15 protein-coding genes are annotated in these 17,518 nt (G+C 38.6%); 7 read left to right on the top strand and 8 right to left on the bottom strand.

Features of this window, described 5'->3' with window-relative positions; all coding sequences use genetic code 11:
- Nucleotides 1-77: 77 nt before the first annotated feature.
- Together CDL10_RS10360 and CDL10_RS10355 are read left to right on the top strand one after the other, a co-directional pair.
- Complete coding sequence (locus tag CDL10_RS10360; protein ID WP_100678459.1) at nucleotides 78-2,519, top strand: YfhO family protein; 2,442 nt, start codon at nucleotides 78-80, stop codon at nucleotides 2,517-2,519.
- 12 nt (nucleotides 2,520-2,531) lie between these two features.
- The gene (locus tag CDL10_RS10355; protein ID WP_100678458.1) at nucleotides 2,532-3,815 is read left to right on the top strand and encodes a glycosyltransferase family 4 protein; all 1,284 of its coding nucleotides are present in this window, start codon (nucleotides 2,532-2,534) and stop codon (nucleotides 3,813-3,815) included.
- Nucleotides 3,816-4,060: 245 nt separating this feature from the next.
- Here CDL10_RS10355 and CDL10_RS10350 read toward each other — a convergent pair whose 3' ends face one another.
- The 8 genes from CDL10_RS10350 to CDL10_RS10315 form a co-directional block, all read right to left on the bottom strand.
- On the bottom strand, nucleotides 4,061-4,759 hold the full coding sequence (locus tag CDL10_RS10350) for a sulfite exporter TauE/SafE family protein (protein WP_100678457.1): 699 nt from the start codon (nucleotides 4,757-4,759) through the stop codon (nucleotides 4,061-4,063).
- Nucleotides 4,760-4,766: 7 nt separating this feature from the next.
- On the bottom strand, nucleotides 4,767-5,213 hold the full coding sequence (locus CDL10_RS10345; protein WP_100678456.1) for a FixH family protein: 447 nt from the start codon (nucleotides 5,211-5,213) through the stop codon (nucleotides 4,767-4,769).
- Between the two features lie 27 nt (nucleotides 5,214-5,240).
- On the bottom strand, nucleotides 5,241-6,659 hold the full coding sequence (gene ccoG, locus CDL10_RS10340) for a cytochrome c oxidase accessory protein CcoG (RefSeq protein WP_100678455.1): 1,419 nt from the start codon (nucleotides 6,657-6,659) through the stop codon (nucleotides 5,241-5,243).
- A 116-nt stretch (nucleotides 6,660-6,775) separates the two neighbouring features.
- Nucleotides 6,776-7,720 carry a cbb3-type cytochrome c oxidase N-terminal domain-containing protein gene (locus tag CDL10_RS10335; RefSeq protein ID WP_100678454.1) on the bottom strand — a complete coding sequence of 315 codons (945 nt, stop codon included), beginning with the start codon at nucleotides 7,718-7,720 and terminating at the stop codon, nucleotides 6,776-6,778.
- Nucleotides 7,717-7,920, bottom strand: a complete 204-nt coding sequence (locus tag CDL10_RS10330; RefSeq protein WP_100678453.1) for a CcoQ/FixQ family Cbb3-type cytochrome c oxidase assembly chaperone — start codon at nucleotides 7,918-7,920, stop codon at nucleotides 7,717-7,719. Before CDL10_RS10330 ends, CDL10_RS10335 begins: the two co-directional genes overlap by 4 nt.
- 14 nt (nucleotides 7,921-7,934) lie before the next feature.
- Nucleotides 7,935-10,118 carry a cytochrome-c oxidase, cbb3-type subunit I gene (ccoN, locus tag CDL10_RS10325; protein ID WP_100678452.1) on the bottom strand — a complete coding sequence of 728 codons (2,184 nt, stop codon included), beginning with the start codon at nucleotides 10,116-10,118 and terminating at the stop codon, nucleotides 7,935-7,937.
- A 6-nt stretch (nucleotides 10,119-10,124) separates the two neighbouring features.
- A complete protein-coding gene (gene ccoS, locus CDL10_RS10320; RefSeq protein WP_100678451.1) occupies nucleotides 10,125-10,322 on the bottom strand; it encodes a cbb3-type cytochrome oxidase assembly protein CcoS in 198 nt (65 codons plus the stop codon).
- Complete coding sequence (locus tag CDL10_RS10315) at nucleotides 10,319-12,787, bottom strand: heavy metal translocating P-type ATPase (protein WP_100678450.1); 2,469 nt, start codon at nucleotides 12,785-12,787, stop codon at nucleotides 10,319-10,321. The genes ccoS and CDL10_RS10315 overlap by 4 nt, the downstream gene beginning before the upstream one ends.
- A gap of 108 nt (nucleotides 12,788-12,895) precedes the next feature.
- On the opposite strand from CDL10_RS10315, the gene CDL10_RS10310 reads away from it, so the two are divergent.
- From CDL10_RS10310 to CDL10_RS10290, 5 genes are read left to right on the top strand one after another with little or no spacing between them, the layout of a single operon-like run.
- Nucleotides 12,896-13,576 (top strand): Crp/Fnr family transcriptional regulator, encoded by a 681-nt coding sequence (locus CDL10_RS10310; protein WP_100678727.1) that lies wholly within the window; start codon nucleotides 12,896-12,898, stop codon nucleotides 13,574-13,576.
- A 40-nt stretch (nucleotides 13,577-13,616) separates the two neighbouring features.
- Nucleotides 13,617-14,624 carry a DHH family phosphoesterase gene (locus tag CDL10_RS10305; RefSeq protein ID WP_100678449.1) on the top strand — a complete coding sequence of 336 codons (1,008 nt, stop codon included), beginning with the start codon at nucleotides 13,617-13,619 and terminating at the stop codon, nucleotides 14,622-14,624.
- 2 nt (nucleotides 14,625-14,626) lie between these two features.
- Nucleotides 14,627-15,166 carry a gliding motility-associated peptidyl-prolyl isomerase GldI gene (gldI, locus tag CDL10_RS10300; RefSeq protein ID WP_100678448.1) on the top strand — a complete coding sequence of 180 codons (540 nt, stop codon included), beginning with the start codon at nucleotides 14,627-14,629 and terminating at the stop codon, nucleotides 15,164-15,166.
- Between the two features lie 5 nt (nucleotides 15,167-15,171).
- On the top strand, nucleotides 15,172-16,227 hold the full coding sequence (locus CDL10_RS10295) for a peptidylprolyl isomerase (protein WP_100678447.1): 1,056 nt from the start codon (nucleotides 15,172-15,174) through the stop codon (nucleotides 16,225-16,227).
- Between the two features lie 42 nt (nucleotides 16,228-16,269).
- On the top strand, nucleotides 16,270-17,325 hold the full coding sequence (locus tag CDL10_RS10290; protein ID WP_100678446.1) for a peptidylprolyl isomerase: 1,056 nt from the start codon (nucleotides 16,270-16,272) through the stop codon (nucleotides 17,323-17,325).
- Nucleotides 17,326-17,518 lie beyond the last annotated feature (193 nt).

Raw genomic sequence — 17,518 nt, 5'->3', positions numbered from 1 at the left:
CAACAAAAGAAACCCGAAACAAAAACGCTTGTATAGCCAATCTTTTATTTCTACTTTAGCAGAATAAATGTATTAAAATGAAATCTTTCAATCGTTTTATCCCACATCTGTTGGCATTGGCAGGGTTTGTTGCTATCGCACTCGCCTATTTTTACCCCGTTATACAGGGAAAAGAAATCTATCAGTCAGATATTGTTCAATATATTGGAATGGCAAAAGAGCAAAACGACTTCCGAAAAACAGAAGACGCAGAGCCTTATTGGACAAATTCTGCTTTTGGAGGAATGCCTACCTATCAGTTGGGAGCAAAATATCCGCATAATTACGTCAAAAGTCTAGATTCGGTTTTGAGGTTTTTACCTCGTCCTGCCGATTATCTTTTTCTGTATTTCATCGGGTTTTATATCTTACTTTTATCCTTGCGAATCAAACCGCTAAAGGCATTTTTCGGAGCTTTGGCTTTCGGACTTTCGACTTATTTAATTATCATTCTCGGAGTCGGACACAATGCCAAAGCACATGCGATTGCTTATATGCCGATGGTTGTAGCGGGAGTTTTGCTCGTTTTCCAGCGAAAATATATTCTCGGCGGATTGCTCACAATGATTGCCGTCGCCCTCGAAATTCAGGCAAATCACTTTCAGATGACGTATTATCTGTTGATTCTGTTACTGATCATCGGGATTTATTATTCCTATCAATTCATCAAAGCGAAAGAGTTTAAGGAACTTGGTAAAGTTTTGGGAGTATTTGCTATTGCAGGGATTCTAGCTATCGGAGCTAATGCAACCAACCTAATGGCAACTTCAGAATATGCTAAAGTAAGTACCCGAAGCAACAGCGAATTGACCACAAACCCTGACGGAAGCCCGAAAACGTCCCAAAATGCGATGTCTTATGAATACATTACGGAATACAGCTACGGGAAATCAGAAAGCCTGAACCTGATTGCACCACGACTTTTCGGAGGTGGAAATTCCGAAAAATTAGATGAAAAATCGGAAGTGCATCAATTTATGGTCAGACAAGGTATTCCGTATGAATATATCAGCCAACTTCGGGATAATTTTGGAAGAACTTATTGGGGCGACCAACCTATTGTCGCCGCACCGGCTTATATCGGGGCGGTTGTTTTCTTTTTATTTGTTCTTGCATTATTTGTTGAAAAACGTAAGATAAAATACGCATTTCTGGCAGGAGCAATCGTTTCGTTGATGCTTTCGTGGGGGAAAAATTTCCCGTTATTGACAGACTTTTTTATCAATTACGTTCCGATGTACAACAAGTTCAGAGCGGTTTCGTCCATTCAGGTTATATTGGAATTATGCGTGCCGGTTTTGGCTGTTTTAGGATTGACTTCCTATCTGAAAGCCGATAAAGCAGCACAATGGGATTCTTTGAAAAAAGCAGGAGGAATTTCGTTAGGACTTCTTTTGATTTTACTTTTAGGAAAAGGAATGTTTAGTTTTAGTTCGCCAAACGATGCAAGTATGATTGAGTACCTGAATTATTTGGTACAAAACAAGTCTTTCGGTCATGAATTTATGGAAGCGTTGCGTTCCGACAGAGCCAAAATGTATTCAGCCGATGTATTGCGAAGTCTGGTTTTAGTAGCTCTTTCTGTCTTGATTTTGTTTGGTTTCAACAAAGAAAAATTAACCCAAAATATCACGATTATTCTGATTGGCGTGTTGATGGTCGGAGATTTATTTTTGGTAGATAAAAACTATGTAAACAAAGACAGTTTTGTAGATAGCCGTTTGATGAACGAGCCTTTTCAAAAAACACCTATTGATAAATTAATTGATGAAGACCAATCGGTGTACCGGGTTTTTGAAAAAGCCGGAGCAATGAGCAATGCACGAACATCGTATTTTCATCATTCTATCGGAGGATACAGTGCCGTGAAACCAAAGAAAATTCAGGAACTGTATGATTATCAGATTGTAAAAGATAATCAGGAAGTTTTGAATATGCTCAATGTCAAATACATCATTGATACAGACGAAGAAGGAAAACAAGTTCCTCTTTTAAATGAAAATGCCTACGGAAATGCTTGGTTTGTGAATGAGATAAAAACTGTACATTCTGCTGATGAAGAAATGAAAGCTTTGGAAAGTTTGGGTAGAAATACGGCTGTTTTAAATAAACAAAATTTCAATATTGATATTTCTAATAGTTTCGTTACCGATAGCTTATCTTCCATAAAATTAGTTGAATACAAACCTAATTATTTAAAATATCAATCTCAAAACCAAAACGACGGATTGGCTGTTTTCTCAGAAATCTATTATCCAAATGGCTGGGTTGCAACTATTGACGGAAACGAAACCGAAATCTTTGAAGTCAATTATACGTTAAGAGGTTTACAAGTTCCGAAAGGAAACCACACGATTGAATTCCGTTTTGAGCCGCAGGTCGTAAAAACAGGAAGCCGGATTGCCTTGGCAAGTTCTCTGGTAATGATTTTGCTGATTGCAGGAGGAGTTTTTTACGGTGTAAGAAAAAGAGAAAATTAGGAAATCCGATTTATGAAAAAAGTTCTTATCATAACCTACTATTGGCCACCTGCAGGCGGTCCCGGTGTGCAGCGTTGGTTGAAATTTGTCAAATATCTGCCCGATTTTGATATAGAGCCGATTGTGTATATTCCTGAAAATGCGAGTTATCCGATTATTGATGAAGAACTTTGCAACGAAGTGAATCTGGAAGTGGAAGTTCTTACTCAACCTATCAAAGAACCTTATAAAATTGCCCGGCTTTTTTCAAAAAAATCTACGCAGAATATTAGTTCGGGGATTATTCCCGACGAGAAAAAACAAAGTTTATCGGAACAACTTTTGTTGTTCATCAGAGGTAATTTTTTTATTCCGGACGCACGAATCGGCTGGGTAAAACCTTCTGTTGAGTATCTTTCTGAATATATCAAAATCAATCCCGTAGATATAATTATCACAACCGGACCACCGCATAGCTTGCACCTCATCGGGAAACAGTTGAAAGAACAATTTAATATTCCGTGGATAGCCGATTTCCGTGACCCGTGGACAACTATCGGTTACCACAAAAAGCTGAAATTAACCAATTCGGCTGCCCAAAAACATAAAACACTGGAAAAAGAAGTGCTGAACAAAGCTGACCGCATTCTGGTTACGAGTCCGTCCACCAAAAAAGATTTTGAGCAAATAACTCAGCAGCCTATTGACGTGATTACCAATGGATATGACATCGAACATATCGAAAAAAAACCTTTGGACAAAAAATTCACTATCGCTCATATCGGCTCATTGTTATCCGACAGAAATCCGAGAGTGTTGTGGAAAGCATTGGCTGAACTTATCAAAAATAACCCGGATTTTAAGCAGGATTTTGAATTGAAATTAGCCGGAAAAGTCAGCACGCAAATCCTGAATACTTTAGACGAATTCAAGCTGAGTCCGTATGTAAATAATATGGGTTATATTTCGCATCAGCAAGCGATAACAGAGCAACGCACTTCTCAGGTCTTGCTATTGCTCGAAATTGATTCGGAAGAAACCCGGGCGATTATTCCCGGAAAACTGTTTGAATATATGGCTGCCGAACGTCCGATTCTGGCTATTGGTCCTGAAAAAAGCGATGTGGAAACATTAATTAAACAAACCAATACCGGGCAATATTTCTGCTATGATGAAAAAGACCGTATAGCGGACTGCATCGAAAAAATGTATCAGCAATATTCGGAAAACAAACTGAAATCTTACGGTATCGGGTTGCAATATTTCAGCCGGAAAAAACTAACGCAAAAGTTGGCTGAAATCATTCATCAGATGTAAATTAATTTTCTGGTAATGTAAAGACAAAAAAATGGGTAGCTAAACAAGTTGTCTAACTACCCATCAAAAACTACATTAACTATTACTTTTGAAAAAACTTACTTACTAAATTCTTTCAGAACTACTTTGTCTATCTAATTGCAAACGGTATGCCAGAGCCTGTTTACAACGATTTTCGTCTATCTACACATTTTTTTGTGTGGATTATTTCTATAATGTGTAGATTTTTCCTCGTTTTGTTTACACTAATAACAATCTGCTCCGGTGGTAACGAACAATTTTAATGTTCCGGGCGAAAGAAAAGGAATATCAAGCCCCATACCTCGAATGACAAAAAGTGTTCCGAGGATTATGACAAAAACCGGAACTGCTTTCAATATTTTTTCTCTCATGCGTACCGAAATAGCATTCGTCACATAAACCACTGCAGACATCATCGGAACTGTTCCTAAACCGAAAAGCATCATATACCACATTCCCTGTAAAGGCATCTGAGTGGCGGTTGCCCCGAACAAAGCCACATAAACCATGGCACAAGGCAGAAATCCGTTGAGCAAACCAATGATAAAAAATGACGAACTGTTGTTTTTCTTAAATTGTAATCCCATGAGTTTTTTTGCCTTATTGACCAACCGGTATAATGGCTGAAGAAAGGAAATCCGGTTAAATTTATTTTTGGGAATAAGTACATAAACAATCATCAATATGCCCAGAATAACAGACAATTTTTGTTGTAAACCGGCAATGAAGAGTCCTCGCCCCAGCCAGCCGAATAAACCACCTAAAAATCCGTAAGTGAAAATCCGTCCTAAATGGTAGATGATTATCTGAGATGCCCGCTTTACTTCGCTCGTTCTGCTTACCGGAAGCATCATTGCAATCGGTCCGCACATTCCGACGCAGTGCAGACTAGAAAGCAACCCGAATAAAAAAGCGGATAACATAAGCTAATTAAAAAGTGAGAGATTGTTTTGTATAATATTGATTTCCCTTATATTGCCAATCGATAATAATATCCCAGCGACCGTCTGCCAAAGCGTTTTTAGGTATAAGCATTGCGGAAGAGGACAACTCTATCGAAATATTGGTGTCCATCTTTTGGTCAGACGGTCTGTATAGGGATATATTTCCTTGTATGTTATGGTAATCAAAATCTTCCGGAAATTGTATAAAAATTCCTTCTGAAGCGGCGAAAACATTGAATTTATCCCCCAATTCATTCAGATTTTTTTCTTTCTGGTAGTTATCATCTACTTCGATTTCTTTCTCGTAGTATTGTTCTGTTACTAATTCATTATCGAATTTGCTGTCGGTTTGTACCCTGATGACATATTGTAAAATAAATATCATAAAGCACAACATTCCGATAACGATTCCTGTTCCCCAATTGAATTTCATTTTACTTATTTTTTAGGGTTGTACATTTTAATTAAACTTTCTTGGTCCCAAGAAATTGGTGGTGGTTTTGTCTATCAGCTTATCACCACTGTATATTTCGATTTCCACCTTGGTTTTATCTTCCCCCAGCAGATATTGATTAATTTCTATAAACAATGTTCCCTGAGCCATATCTTCCCGCGGGATAAATATTCCTTTTTTCCCAACTACCGTAATTGTCCCTTTTGGCTCAACCAGTTTAAAATGAACATCATCAAAATCCTTTACTGTTTTATTGACAATTTTATAGGAGTAAACATTGCTGATATTCTCACCTTTGTGTTCAAATAATTGCCCTGGCAAACGAAGGATTGTCGCTTCAACATCGCTTCTCAGGAACAACAGACCGATTAATACCGCACTCAGGATTCCTAATACTGCCGTATAGCCTTTCATACGAGGTGTGAAACGGAATTTTTTGTTTTCTGAAATCTCTGTTTCCGACGCATATCTGATTAATCCTTCCGGTAAATTAACCGACCGCATAATGTGATTACATTCGTCAATACAAGCGGTACAGTTTACACATTCGAGCTGAGTTCCGTTACGAATGTCTATACCGGTCGGGCAAACGTGTACACATTGTTTGCAATCGATACAATCTCCGAAACCTTCCTCGGCACGGTTTTGATTTTTTCTGAATTTTGCTCTGCCCTTTTCTCCTTCTCCACGAACATAATCATAGGCAACAACGACAGATTTATCATCAAGCAAAACACTTTGCATTCTTCCGTATGGACAAGCAATGATACAGACCTGCTCTCTGAACCAAGTAAATACGAAATAAAAAACTGCCGTAAAAATCAGTAATGCAATGAATGTTCCTAAATGGTTTCCGGGACCTTCTTGGACCATACTCAATACTTTGTCACTTCCTTGTATATAACAAAGGAATATATTGGCAATCAGAAAGGAAATGACGAAGAATATGAACCATTTCAATCCTTTTTTCCGGATTTTTTCTGCATTCCATTCTTGTCGGTTCAGTCGCATTTGTGCTCCTCTGTCGCCTTCTATCCAATATTCTATCCGTCTGAAAACCATTTCCATAAATATAGTTTGTGGACATATCCACCCACAAAATATACGACCGAAAGCTACTGTAAACAGGGAAACAAATACAATACCGATAATCATCGAAATTACTATCAGGTAAAAATCCTGAGGCCAAAACGGGAAACCGAATATACTGAATTTTCTTTCTATCACGTTGAACAGTAAAAACTGATTTCCATTGATTTTTACAAGCGGTGCGGCAAACAAAAACGCTAATAGTAAATAACTCACTATTTTCCGCCTGGTAAAATACTTCCCTGAGGGCTTTTTCGGATAAATCCATGCTCTCTTCCCTTCGGCATCGAGGGTACCTATTGAATCTCTGAAACTTTCGTCGGAAGTGTTTTTCATAATATTATACTGACTGGTTTAAAAATCAGCCACAGCAAAGAAATTATGGCTTCTGTAATCACTGTGGCTGAACAAACAAAACCTAACAAATAAAAATAATTTATAATCTATTTTTTTTACTCTGCTGAGCTATCCTGTTCTGTTTCCGGAATTTCATCGGTTGTTGCACCCTCTTCCTGAGTGGCTTCCTGAACATATTTATCTCCTTCAGGGGCTTTCGCATCTGGCGGATTGGTACCTTGCAACGTGATTATATAACTCGATATCTTCTGAATATCAGACGGTTTGATTTGCTGTTTCCAGGCAATCATTCCTTTACCGTCACGCCCACCTTCCATAATGGTATTGAATATATCTTTGATGCTTCCGCCCAAAATCCAATATTCATCTGTCAGATTGGGACCTATCGAACCTCCTCCGTCTGCTTTGTGGCAAGCTACACAATTGGTTTCGAACAATGCCTGTCCGGCAGCTATATCCGCTGGTTCGGTCAGCACAGTAACCTGGTCGGCAGTTAGCAAATCCGGAGCGGTTTTTTTATATTCTTCAATCTGAATACGAGCCAATTCCATTTTTTTATTGTACTCATCAATTTGCGTGTCGCCACCGAAAAGTTCATATTTTGCCAGATATACCACACTGAAAATGATTGTGGCATAGAACAAATATGTCCACCAGGGCGGCAAATCGTTATCCAATTCCTTAATCCCGTCGTATTCATGGTTCATAACCAATTCGTGTTCTTCGTCGATAGGTTTGGTTTTGGTTAGCTTTTTCATTAGCTTTTTGTACCATTCATGCTCTTTTAGAGGCAGATTATCCAAACGTTCTTTTTCTTCACGTTCTTCGGGTGTCATCAGTCGGAATAAAACCTGTTTGACTGCTCCGCCCACGGTTTCCAGAACAATTAACAAGAACAAAAAGAAAGCTAATAATATCAGAATATAAGGGTTGCTGATGAATGCCGGCCTATCGCCTGAATCTACTGCAAGCTCTATGATTCCGTAAAAAGCAAAGAACAATAAAGGTACTCTTACGTATGCTGGAAAATACTTTTTCATATTAGTTGATTTTCGTGATTATCATCTGATTCGTTATCGTCTAAAGGAATATTACTCAATTCCTTAATCGTTTCTTTTTTGTAGCAGGATACCCACACAAATAGTGCTACGAAAAAGAAGAAAAATATGAGCAGGGATATTATCGGATATATCTCAATCCCTGTGATAGTTTCTAAACTGTGTTTGATAAACTTTAGCATAACTTTCTGTTTTTTTAGTTAGCGTCTTTGACTTTTATGTCTGTTCCTAATCTTTGCAAGTAAGCAATCAAAGCGGTAATTTCTCTCTGGCTCATCGGTACAAATTCTTCTCCGCGTGCCTGAGCTGTCTTTTTACTTTCTTCATAAGATTTTACATAATCCGGGTCGGTTTCCAGATTTTTAGCAATCTGTTCTCCTTGTATTTTGATATTCTCTCTTGCCTGAGCAATGTCTTCTTCTGTATAAGGAGCTCCTAATGTAGCAAGCACTTCCATTTTCTTTTCAATATCATCATAGTACATGGATTTGTTGGCAAACAACCATTTATAAGACGGCATGATTGAACCTGTTGAGGTACTTTGCGGGTCATACATGTGATTAAAATGCCAGTTGTCGGAATATTTACCTCCTACCCGGTGCAAGTCTGGTCCTGTTCGCTTAGACCCCCACAGGAACGGGTGGTCGTACACGTATTCTCCGGATTTGGAATACTCTCCATACCGCTCAACCTCTGAACGGAAAGGGCGTATCATTTGCGAGTGACAACCTACGCAACCTTCTCTGATATACAAATCTCTACCGACCAGTTCAAGCGGTGTATAAGGTTTAACACTTTCAATCGTCGGAATGTTGGATTCGACTACCAAAGTCGGGACAATCTGTACAATTCCTCCAATCAATATGGTAATAGTGGCTAAAACTGTCAGCTGAATAGGCTTTCTTTCTAACCAGCTGTGCCAGCCTTCTCCTTTTACTCTATTCTTAGAAATAACCGCTAATGCAGGTGCTTCCGCCATTTCGTCTTCTACTTTCTGACCTGCTCTGATGGTTTTATAAATATTATAAACCAGGATAATCATTCCTACGAGATACAATGAACCTCCCGCTGCTCTCATGGCATACATAGGCATGATAGCTGTTACTGTGTCCATGAAGTTACCGTATTTCAGCATTCCGTCCGGAGTAAATTCTTTCCACATCAAATGTTGCTGGAATCCGGCTACATATAAAGGAATACAGTACAATACAATTCCTAATGTTCCTATCCAGAAATGGAAGTTTGCCAACGCTTGGGAATATAATTTTGTTTTGACCATTCTCGGAATCAACCAGTAGATAATTCCGAATGTCATGAATCCGTTCCACGCCAATGCTCCAACGTGTACGTGAGCAATAATCCAGTCGGTATAGTGGGCAATTGCGTTTACGTTTTTGAGAGATAACATTGGACCTTCAAATGTTGCCATACCGTATCCTGTAATAGCTACTACGAAGAATTTCAAAATCGGGTCGGTTCTTACCTTATCCCACGCTCCTCTCAGCGTAAGCAACCCGTTAATCATACCTCCCCAAGACGGTGCAAGCAACATCACAGAGAAAACAACGCCAAGATTTTGAGCCCACTCAGGAAGTGCAGTGTACAACAAGTGATGCGGACCTGCCCAGATATACAAAAATATCAACGACCAAAAGTGAATAATAGATAATCGGTATGAATAAATAGGTCTGTTGGCTGCTTTAGGCAAATAGTAATACATCAATCCAAGGAAAGGTGTTGTCAAAAAGAATGCTACTGCATTGTGACCATACCACCACTGCACCAAAGCATCTTGCACTCCGGCATATACTGAATATGATTTTAATCCTGATACCGGTAATGCCAAACTGTTAAAAATATGCAATACCGCAACGGTAACAAAAGTTCCCAGATAAAACCATATAGCCACATACAAGTGACGTTCTCTTCGTCGAAGGATTGTCATAATCATATTGAGCCCGAATGCTACCCAAACGATAGCAATAGCGATATCAATCGGCCACTCCAGCTCGGCATATTCCTTAGAACTGCTATATCCCAATGGCAATGTAATTACCGCTGAAATAATAACCAGCTGCCACCCCCAGAAATTTAAATTACTGAGAAAATCACTGTACATACGGGCTTTGAGAAGTCTTTGTAAAGAGTAATAAACTCCGGCAAAAATTGCATTACCCACAAATGCAAAAATTACCGCATTGGTATGCAATGGTCTTAAACGCCCGAAACTGAGCCAGGAAATACCTTCTGTTAGATTAGGAAAAATAAATAACAGCGCAAGTAACAGCCCCACAGCCATTCCGATAACTCCGTATGCAATCGTTGCATAAAGGAACTTCTTTACAATTTTGTTGTCATAGTAAAATTGTTGCACTTCCATAGTTAATTAATTTGAATTACTTTGTTTATACTTAGTTGATTGTTCTTTTTCTTTACTTTTTTTTGTTTTATTTTCAAATAAAACTCTGACCGAAGGTGTGTAATTGTCATCAAACTGCCCGCTTTTGACGGAACTGATGAACAGAAACAGAAACACTGCTGCCACGAACACGCTGATACAGATTAAGATATAAATAATACTCATGACCTAAAAACTTTACTCAAAGATACTTTCGACCGTTTACCAAAAACATGATATTTGTCATATTCAGAAATTTTTCTTAACTTTTTTTTAGATTTTTCCCGGGAAAAATAATGTGTCATCAAAGTCACAAAACCGATAATCGTTACTGTACTCAAAGGCATGATAATTGCAGCAAACAACGGTGACATTTTATTGGTCAGAGCAAACGTAAGTCCGACAACATTATAGGTCAGAGCCAGTATGTAGCTCATTCTTATCGTTTTCATTGCTTTTTTGGCATAATCCAGAAAATAATTTATCCTGTCAAACTTTTCCGCGTCCAATATCGCATCACTTGCCGGCGTAAAAACATTCACATCTTCAGCAACAGACACACCTACATTACTTTGTGCCAAAGCCCCGGCATCATTCAGTCCGTCGCCAACCATCAGCACGTTTTTCCCCTGAGATTGCAACTTTTTGATAAAGTTCAGCTTATCCTCCGGCTTCTGATTAAAAACCAAAGTTGTTTTCTCGGGTAATATCCTTTCCAATTGTCGCCGCTCTCCTTCGTTATCGCCCGAAACCACATACAAATCATAACCTCTGGCATCGAGGTTAAAGAAAAGTGCAGTCAATCCTTCCCGATAATGATTTTCAATTTCGTAATACCCCCTATACTCATCATTAATGGAAATAAACACGCAAGTTTGGTTGTTTTTCGCCTTGACCGGTGCATTAACCAATGATGCTGAACCGATTTTGTAGGTATCATTACCAATCTGTCCGATGATTCCCTTTCCTGTGATTTCCTCAAAAAAATCGGGAGTAAAAATATCTGATTCAGGCAAATTCAGATACAGTCTTCTGCTCAGCGGGTGGTTAGACCCTCTGACAAGATTTTTGATGACAGCAATTTGCTGCTTTGTCAAACGGTCGCCTTTGTAAACCACATTTTTATTGTCGTTGCTGGTTATTGTTCCGGTTTTATCAAAAACCAAAGTATCTGCTTTGGCTAATTGCTCAATCACTACCGTATTTTTCAGATACATTTTTTTTCGCCCCATAATCCGGATAACATTTCCCCACGTATATGGTGCAGTCAATGCTATGGCACACGGACAAGCCACAATCAGCACCGCCGTAAACACATTAAAAGCATCGGCAATACTGCTGAAACTCCAGACTACAAAACCAATAATCGCCAGAAAAAGCAATGCGGGAGTGAAAATCTGACTGGCTTTGTCACTAATGGTTTTATATTTCTGACTGACGTTTTTCTGGAAAACATCATTACTCCAAAGCTGTGTCAGATAACTTTGAGAAACGGTATTAACTGCCTGAATCTGTACCGGCTGACCGACTTGTTTTCCGCCGGCAAAAATTTTATCGCCTGATTTTTTCTCTACCGGAATGGCCTCGCCGGTAACAAAACTATAATCAATATGGGCTTTTTCGGAGAGCAAAACCGCATCGACCGGAATGAGTTCCCGATTACGAATAAGAATTTTATCTTTTTCCTTTATATCATAGACCTGTGTAGGAATTTCTTTTTTCCCTTCCAGCTTTGTTACAGCTATCGGAAAATAGGATTTGTAATCTCTCTCGAAAGACAAAAAATTGAAAGTCGTTTGCTGAATCAATTTGCCTGACAACATAAAAAAAACCAGTCCGCACATGCTGTCCAGATAGCCTTGTCCGTCCTGAATGAAAATATCAACCAGACTTCGTACAAACATTACGATAATCCCCAATGCCATAGGAACATCAATATTGAATGATTTGGTTTTGATACTGTTCCATGCTGACTTATAATAAGGTGTCGCGGAATACAAAAACACCGGCAAAGAAATCAGTAAAATAGCATAGCGGAAAAAATCTCTGTATTCCCGCATCCAGTAATCATCTACATTGAAATATTCAGGGATAGACAACAGCATAATGTTGCCAAATCCAAAAAAAGCTATGCCTATTTTGTACAGTAAACTCCGGTCTATCAGCTGTGGTTTTTGTTCGTAATTATCCAGACTGATATAAGGTTCATAACCGATTTTAGCCAGTAAATGAACAATTTGTTTAAGCGTTGTTTGCTGATTATTAAAGGTTATAGTTACTTTTTTCTGAGAAAAATTCACCTGAGAAGAAACCACACCTTTATCCAGCTGGTTCAGGTGCTCGAGAATCCAGATACACGAGCTGCAATGAACATGCGGAATATACAACCGGACGATAGAAGTATCTGCCTCTTCAAAATCCAGAAGCTTGGACACAATATCCTGATTGTCCAAAAAATTGAATTTGGATTCGATGTCTTTGGGCGTGGCTCCGGGGTGCTGTTCAAACTCATAATAACAATCTAAATCATGAGCTGAAAAGATTTCATAAACCGTTTTACATCCCTGACAACAAAAGTTTTTTTCGTCATACAGGATAATTCGACTATCCTCAACCTTTTCTCCGCAGTGAAAACAATTTTTCATCTTCAGAATTTTTAATGCTTAAACCTTTTGCAAATATCCTTAGCATTTCTTTTAAAAAACATGATATTTGTCATGATTTATTTCTATTTTTGCTTGGGATTCAAATTTGCTTTTATGTCAAGCTGTGAACAGTGCATAGTCCGGGAGTTGGGTTCGTTGAAGGCCTTAGACAGGCAAGAGCTCATACACTTAGCCTCTTGCAAAGAGTCATATACGGTAAAAAAGGGCGAATTCATTTTTGAAGAAGGTGAACGAATGAACGGTGTTTACTGCGTCAAAGACGGTGTTTGCAAATTAGTTAAACTCAACCCTGACGGCAAAGAATCTATCTTACGATTAGTTAAAAAAGGAGAACTCCTCGGGCAGCGTTCCGTTATTAGCGACGAAACGAGCTATCTGTCTGCCGTTGCTATCGAAGATATGCAAGTTTGTTTTATTCCTAGGATCGAGATTATGTCTTTCATCAAAGGAAACCCTAATTTTTCTCTGGAAATAACCAAAGACATCTGTTACCAGTTAAAACAAGCCAATTCTTTATCTGTTGATTTTTCCAACAAAACGGTCAAAGAACGATTAGCCAGAATACTGATTCATTTGCACGAGCTGTCTGGTGAAGACAAGCAACAAAATATCAACATTCAGATTAGTCGTGAAGAACTCGCCAATATGGCAGGCACAGCCACCGAAAGCTGTATCCGGTTATTATCGGAAATGAAAAAAGAAGGATTGATTGCTCTCGAAAGAAAGAAAATCAAACTACTCGATTTTTCTACTTTAAAAAAGATGGCACAATAAATATGCCTGAAATTATACGAAAAAAGGTTATTTTAGCCGAATGATTTCAGAAGACAACATACAACAGTTTAAAACACTTATTGAAAATGCTGAAAATATAGCCGTTATTCCGCACAGAAATCCTGACGGAGATGCTATAGGCTCTGCTTTAGCATTATGGCACATACTTCGAAGAATGGGAAAAAATGCCCGGGTAATTTCACCGAATGAATTTCCTTCATTTTTGCATTGGCTGCCCGGCTCTGAAGAAATTATTGCCTTTGAATCTTATCCCGACGATGTCAAAAGAATATTAGACCGTTGTGATTTAGTTTTCACGCTTGATTTCAACGCATTGCACCGGGCGGGTGACCAAATGCAGCTTTATCTGGAACAACTTCAGACAAAGTTTATTATGATTGACCACCATCAAATGCCGGATGATTACGCAGCAGTAACCTTTTCAGATGTGAATTACGGTTCTACCTGTGAATTGCTTTATGATATTCTGGTCACTTCCGGATTCAATCAATACCTCGATGCGGATTCCGCCACGTGTATTTATACCGGAATTGTAACTGATTCCGGCTCTTTTAAGTTTACCAAAACAACCGGACACACTCACCGTGTAGTTGCCGATTTGATTGATTATGGCGTTGATAATCCGCAAATACACATTAATTTATTTAACAACAACTCTTATAATCAGCTGCAGTTGTTGGGCAGGGCTCTCAACCAGTTGAAAATAACAGGTAATAACAAAGTTGCTTACACTTTTTTGTCACAAAATGACCTGAACGAATTTCATTACCAAAAAGGTGATACTGAAGGGATTGTTAATTACGGATTATCCATCGAAGGTATAGAACTGGCAGTGATTTTTATTGAGCAAAAACAGGAAGGAATTATCAAAATATCGTTCCGCTCGCAGGGCGATATTGATGTAAATCAATTTGCCCGAACACATTTTAACGGTGGCGGACACATCAACGCTGCCGGCGGAAAATCTTTTCATTCCTTACAGCAAACCATTGAAGATTTTGAAACCATAATCAACAGCGAATTCTGACTATGAAATACCGTATTATCATTTTACTCAGCGTTATTTTAGGGTTTTCTGCCTGCCAGAAAAAAGCAGAAATCAGGGAACCTGTGTCACAATCCGGCGGAGAGTATATTAAGGAATCTGCCGAACGAAATCAGTATATCGTTTCGGACGAACTCAAAGCGATACAGCAATATATCAAAAATGATTCTTTGCATAAATATTACCAGTCCGATTCCGGATTTTGGTATAAATATCTCAAAGCCAACATTCGTGACACTATCACGCCCCGCCCCGGAGATGTGGTTGATATTGAATTCAGTATCAAATATTTGAATAACGAAATCATTTATGATATTAATGAAACTTCCCCGAAAATTTATGTGGTTGATAAGCAGGAAATCATGCCCGGATTGCGGAGAGGAATCAAAATTATGCGTCCTGGAGAACGCATCGTTTTTCTGTTTCCTTCGCATTTAGGTTACGGATTTGTAGGCGATAAAGACCGCATCGGAAGCAATCAACCAATTATTTGTGAAGTATTTTTAAAAGAAATTAAACAATAAAGACTATGAAACTGTTCAAAAAGATTTTTTTAGGGCTTATGCTCATTGGATTTACTGCTGTTGCCCAACAAAAAGAAGAAGGGATTTATGCCCGAATCAACACAGAAAAAGGCAATATTATTATTGAACTTACTTACGACAAAACACCGGTTACTGTTGCCAATTTCATTTCGCTGGCAGAGGGAACCAACAAATCGGTCGATAAAAAATTTGCAGGCAAAAAATACTACGACGGACTCAATTTCCATCGGGTAATTAAAGATTTTATGATTCAGGGTGGCGATCCGAACGGTAACGGCTCAGGCAATCCCGGGTATCTTTTCGATGACGAATTTGTCGATGAGCTCAAGCACAACCGTGCAGGAACGTTGTCAATGGCAAACCGTGGACCGGCAACCAACGGTTCTCAGTTCTTTATCACACATAAAGCTACGCCGCATTTGGACGGCAAACACACTGTATTTGGTTATGTTACTGAAGGGCAAGATGTTGTAAACGCCATTGAACAAGGTGACAAAATCAATACTATAACTTTTGAATATGTAGGAAAATCTGCCGAAAAATTCAAAGCACAGAAAGTTTTTGCCGATTATATGAAAGGGAAAGAAAAGGCAGAAAAGGAAAAGCAAAAAAAATTCAGCAAAAATGCGAAACGATTTGCCAAAGCCGAAAAACAGGCTTTTACGACCGAAGAAGGTATAAAAATATTTGTGACAGAAAAAGGTTCAGTAGAGAAACCACAGACAGGCGATAAAATTTTTGTTGATTATTCCGGTTATCTAGCAGACGGAACGCTATTTGACAGCAGTAACGAAAAAGTGGCAGAGGAAAATTTTTCGCTCAATTTGGCAAAGAAAAATGCTAATGCTTACCAGCCACTACCCTACACTATCGGCGGAAATCAAAATATGATAAAAGGATTTTCTGCCGGGATAAACCATTTGAATTATGGCGACAAAGCCTTGATTTTCATTCCGGCTGCATTGGGCTACGGAAGCAGAGCTATGGGGTCAATCCCGGCAAATGCTGACCTTGTTTTTGAAATACAACTTATCCGATAAAAGAAAGAAAATTTGAGATTTAAAACTAAAAATATTAATGAAATGAAAAAAATAATTGGACTTTTGTTACTGTCGGCAGTAACTTTTACAGCTTGTAAAAAAGAAAAAAATGCAGATTTGCCTGAAGGCTTATATGCAAATATCGAAACAGAAAAAGGAGATATTCTCTTGCAATTAGAATTTGAAAAAACACCTGCTACGGTGGCAAATTTCATCGCTTTGGCTGAAGGTAATCACCCGATGGCAGATGAAAAATTTAAGGGAAAACCTTTCTATGACGGATTAAAATTCCATCGGGTAATTCAGGATTTCATGATTCAGGGAGGCGACCCTGACGGTAACGGTTCGGGTGGTCCGGGATATGCTTTCCATGATGAAATCGTTGCTGACCTTAAACATGATAAACCCGGAATTTTATCTATGGCAAATGCCGGGAAGGCTACCAACGGTTCACAATTCTTTATCACACATAAAGCTACGCCACACTTAGACGGCAGACACACCGTTTTTGGTCATGTGGTGGAAGGACAAAACGTTGTGGATTCAATCGCTCAGGGTGATAAAATCGTTACTGTGAAAATCATTCGTTCCGGGAAAGCTGCCATCGATTTTGACGCTGCGAAAGTGTTTGCTGACGAAGTAGAGAAACATGATTCAGCTGCGAAAAAGGTTATCAGCGACAATGCCGCTTACCTCAAAGACGCCAAAGACAAAGCCATACAAACCGGTGATGTAAAAATATTTGTTTTTGAACAAGGTAACGGAGAAAAACCTAAAGCCGGTGACCAAGTAAAAATTCATTATGCAGGATTTTTGGAAGACGGAACTTTGTTTGACACCAGCTTTGTTGAAACTGCCGAAAAATTCGACCGATTAGATGTACAACGCAGAGATCAGGGAGCTTACCAGCCCATTCCGTTTATTTATGGTAACAAAGAAGGTTTGATTAAAGGTTTTATCCAAGGTATCGAAAATTTGAACTATGGTGACAAAGCATTGGTTTTCATTCCGGCTGAATTAGCTTATGGAGAAAGAGGTATCCCGGGAGTGATTCCGCCAAGCAGCAATCTGGTGTTTGAAATGCATTTGATTAAATAAATTTGTTTTACAAAAATTACCGTTTCTAAGAGCCTGTTTAAAATTTATCTAATAATTTGTTTATGCTCCTTTTTGGTCATAACTGCGTTAAATTTTAAAACGATAGCTCTGCTATCCTTTGAAAATTTGCCTTGTTCTGCCTCAAAAATAACCTATAAACATTTTTACAATACAAATTTAAACAGGCTCTTAA

Origin of the sequence: Avrilella dinanensis (genome assembly GCF_002807015.1) — a bacterium.
Lineage (GTDB): Bacteria > Bacteroidota > Bacteroidia > Flavobacteriales > Flavobacteriaceae > Flavobacterium > Flavobacterium dinanensis.
Note: the sequence above shows the minus strand (reverse complement) of the source record. Positions and strands in the feature narration are given on the sequence as shown.

Coding starts and splice junctions, on each gene's coding strand:
- CDL10_RS10355 (WP_100678458.1), top strand. CDS start 2,532: ATGAAAAAAGTTCTTATCATAACCTACTATTGGCCACCTGCAGGCGGT.
- CDL10_RS10290 (WP_100678446.1), top strand. CDS start 16,270: ATGAAAAAAATAATTGGACTTTTGTTACTGTCGGCAGTAACTTTTACA.
- CDL10_RS10350 (WP_100678457.1), bottom strand. CDS start 4,759: ATGTTATCCGCTTTTTTATTCGGGTTGCTTTCTAGTCTGCACTGCGTC.
- ccoG (WP_100678455.1), bottom strand. CDS start 6,659: ATGAAAAACACTTCCGACGAAAGTTTCAGAGATTCAATAGGTACCCTC.
- CDL10_RS10360 (WP_100678459.1), top strand. CDS start 78: ATGAAATCTTTCAATCGTTTTATCCCACATCTGTTGGCATTGGCAGGG.
- CDL10_RS10305 (WP_100678449.1), top strand. CDS start 13,617: ATGATTTCAGAAGACAACATACAACAGTTTAAAACACTTATTGAAAAT.
- CDL10_RS10295 (WP_100678447.1), top strand. CDS start 15,172: ATGAAACTGTTCAAAAAGATTTTTTTAGGGCTTATGCTCATTGGATTT.
- CDL10_RS10310 (WP_100678727.1), top strand. CDS start 12,896: ATGTCAAGCTGTGAACAGTGCATAGTCCGGGAGTTGGGTTCGTTGAAG.
- gldI (WP_100678448.1), top strand. CDS start 14,627: ATGAAATACCGTATTATCATTTTACTCAGCGTTATTTTAGGGTTTTCT.
- CDL10_RS10330 (WP_100678453.1), bottom strand. CDS start 7,920: ATGCTAAAGTTTATCAAACACAGTTTAGAAACTATCACAGGGATTGAG.
- ccoS (WP_100678451.1), bottom strand. CDS start 10,322: ATGAGTATTATTTATATCTTAATCTGTATCAGCGTGTTCGTGGCAGCA.
- CDL10_RS10345 (WP_100678456.1), bottom strand. CDS start 5,213: ATGAAATTCAATTGGGGAACAGGAATCGTTATCGGAATGTTGTGCTTT.
- ccoN (WP_100678452.1), bottom strand. CDS start 10,118: ATGGAAGTGCAACAATTTTACTATGACAACAAAATTGTAAAGAAGTTC.
- CDL10_RS10335 (WP_100678454.1), bottom strand. CDS start 7,720: ATGAAAAAGTATTTTCCAGCATACGTAAGAGTACCTTTATTGTTCTTT.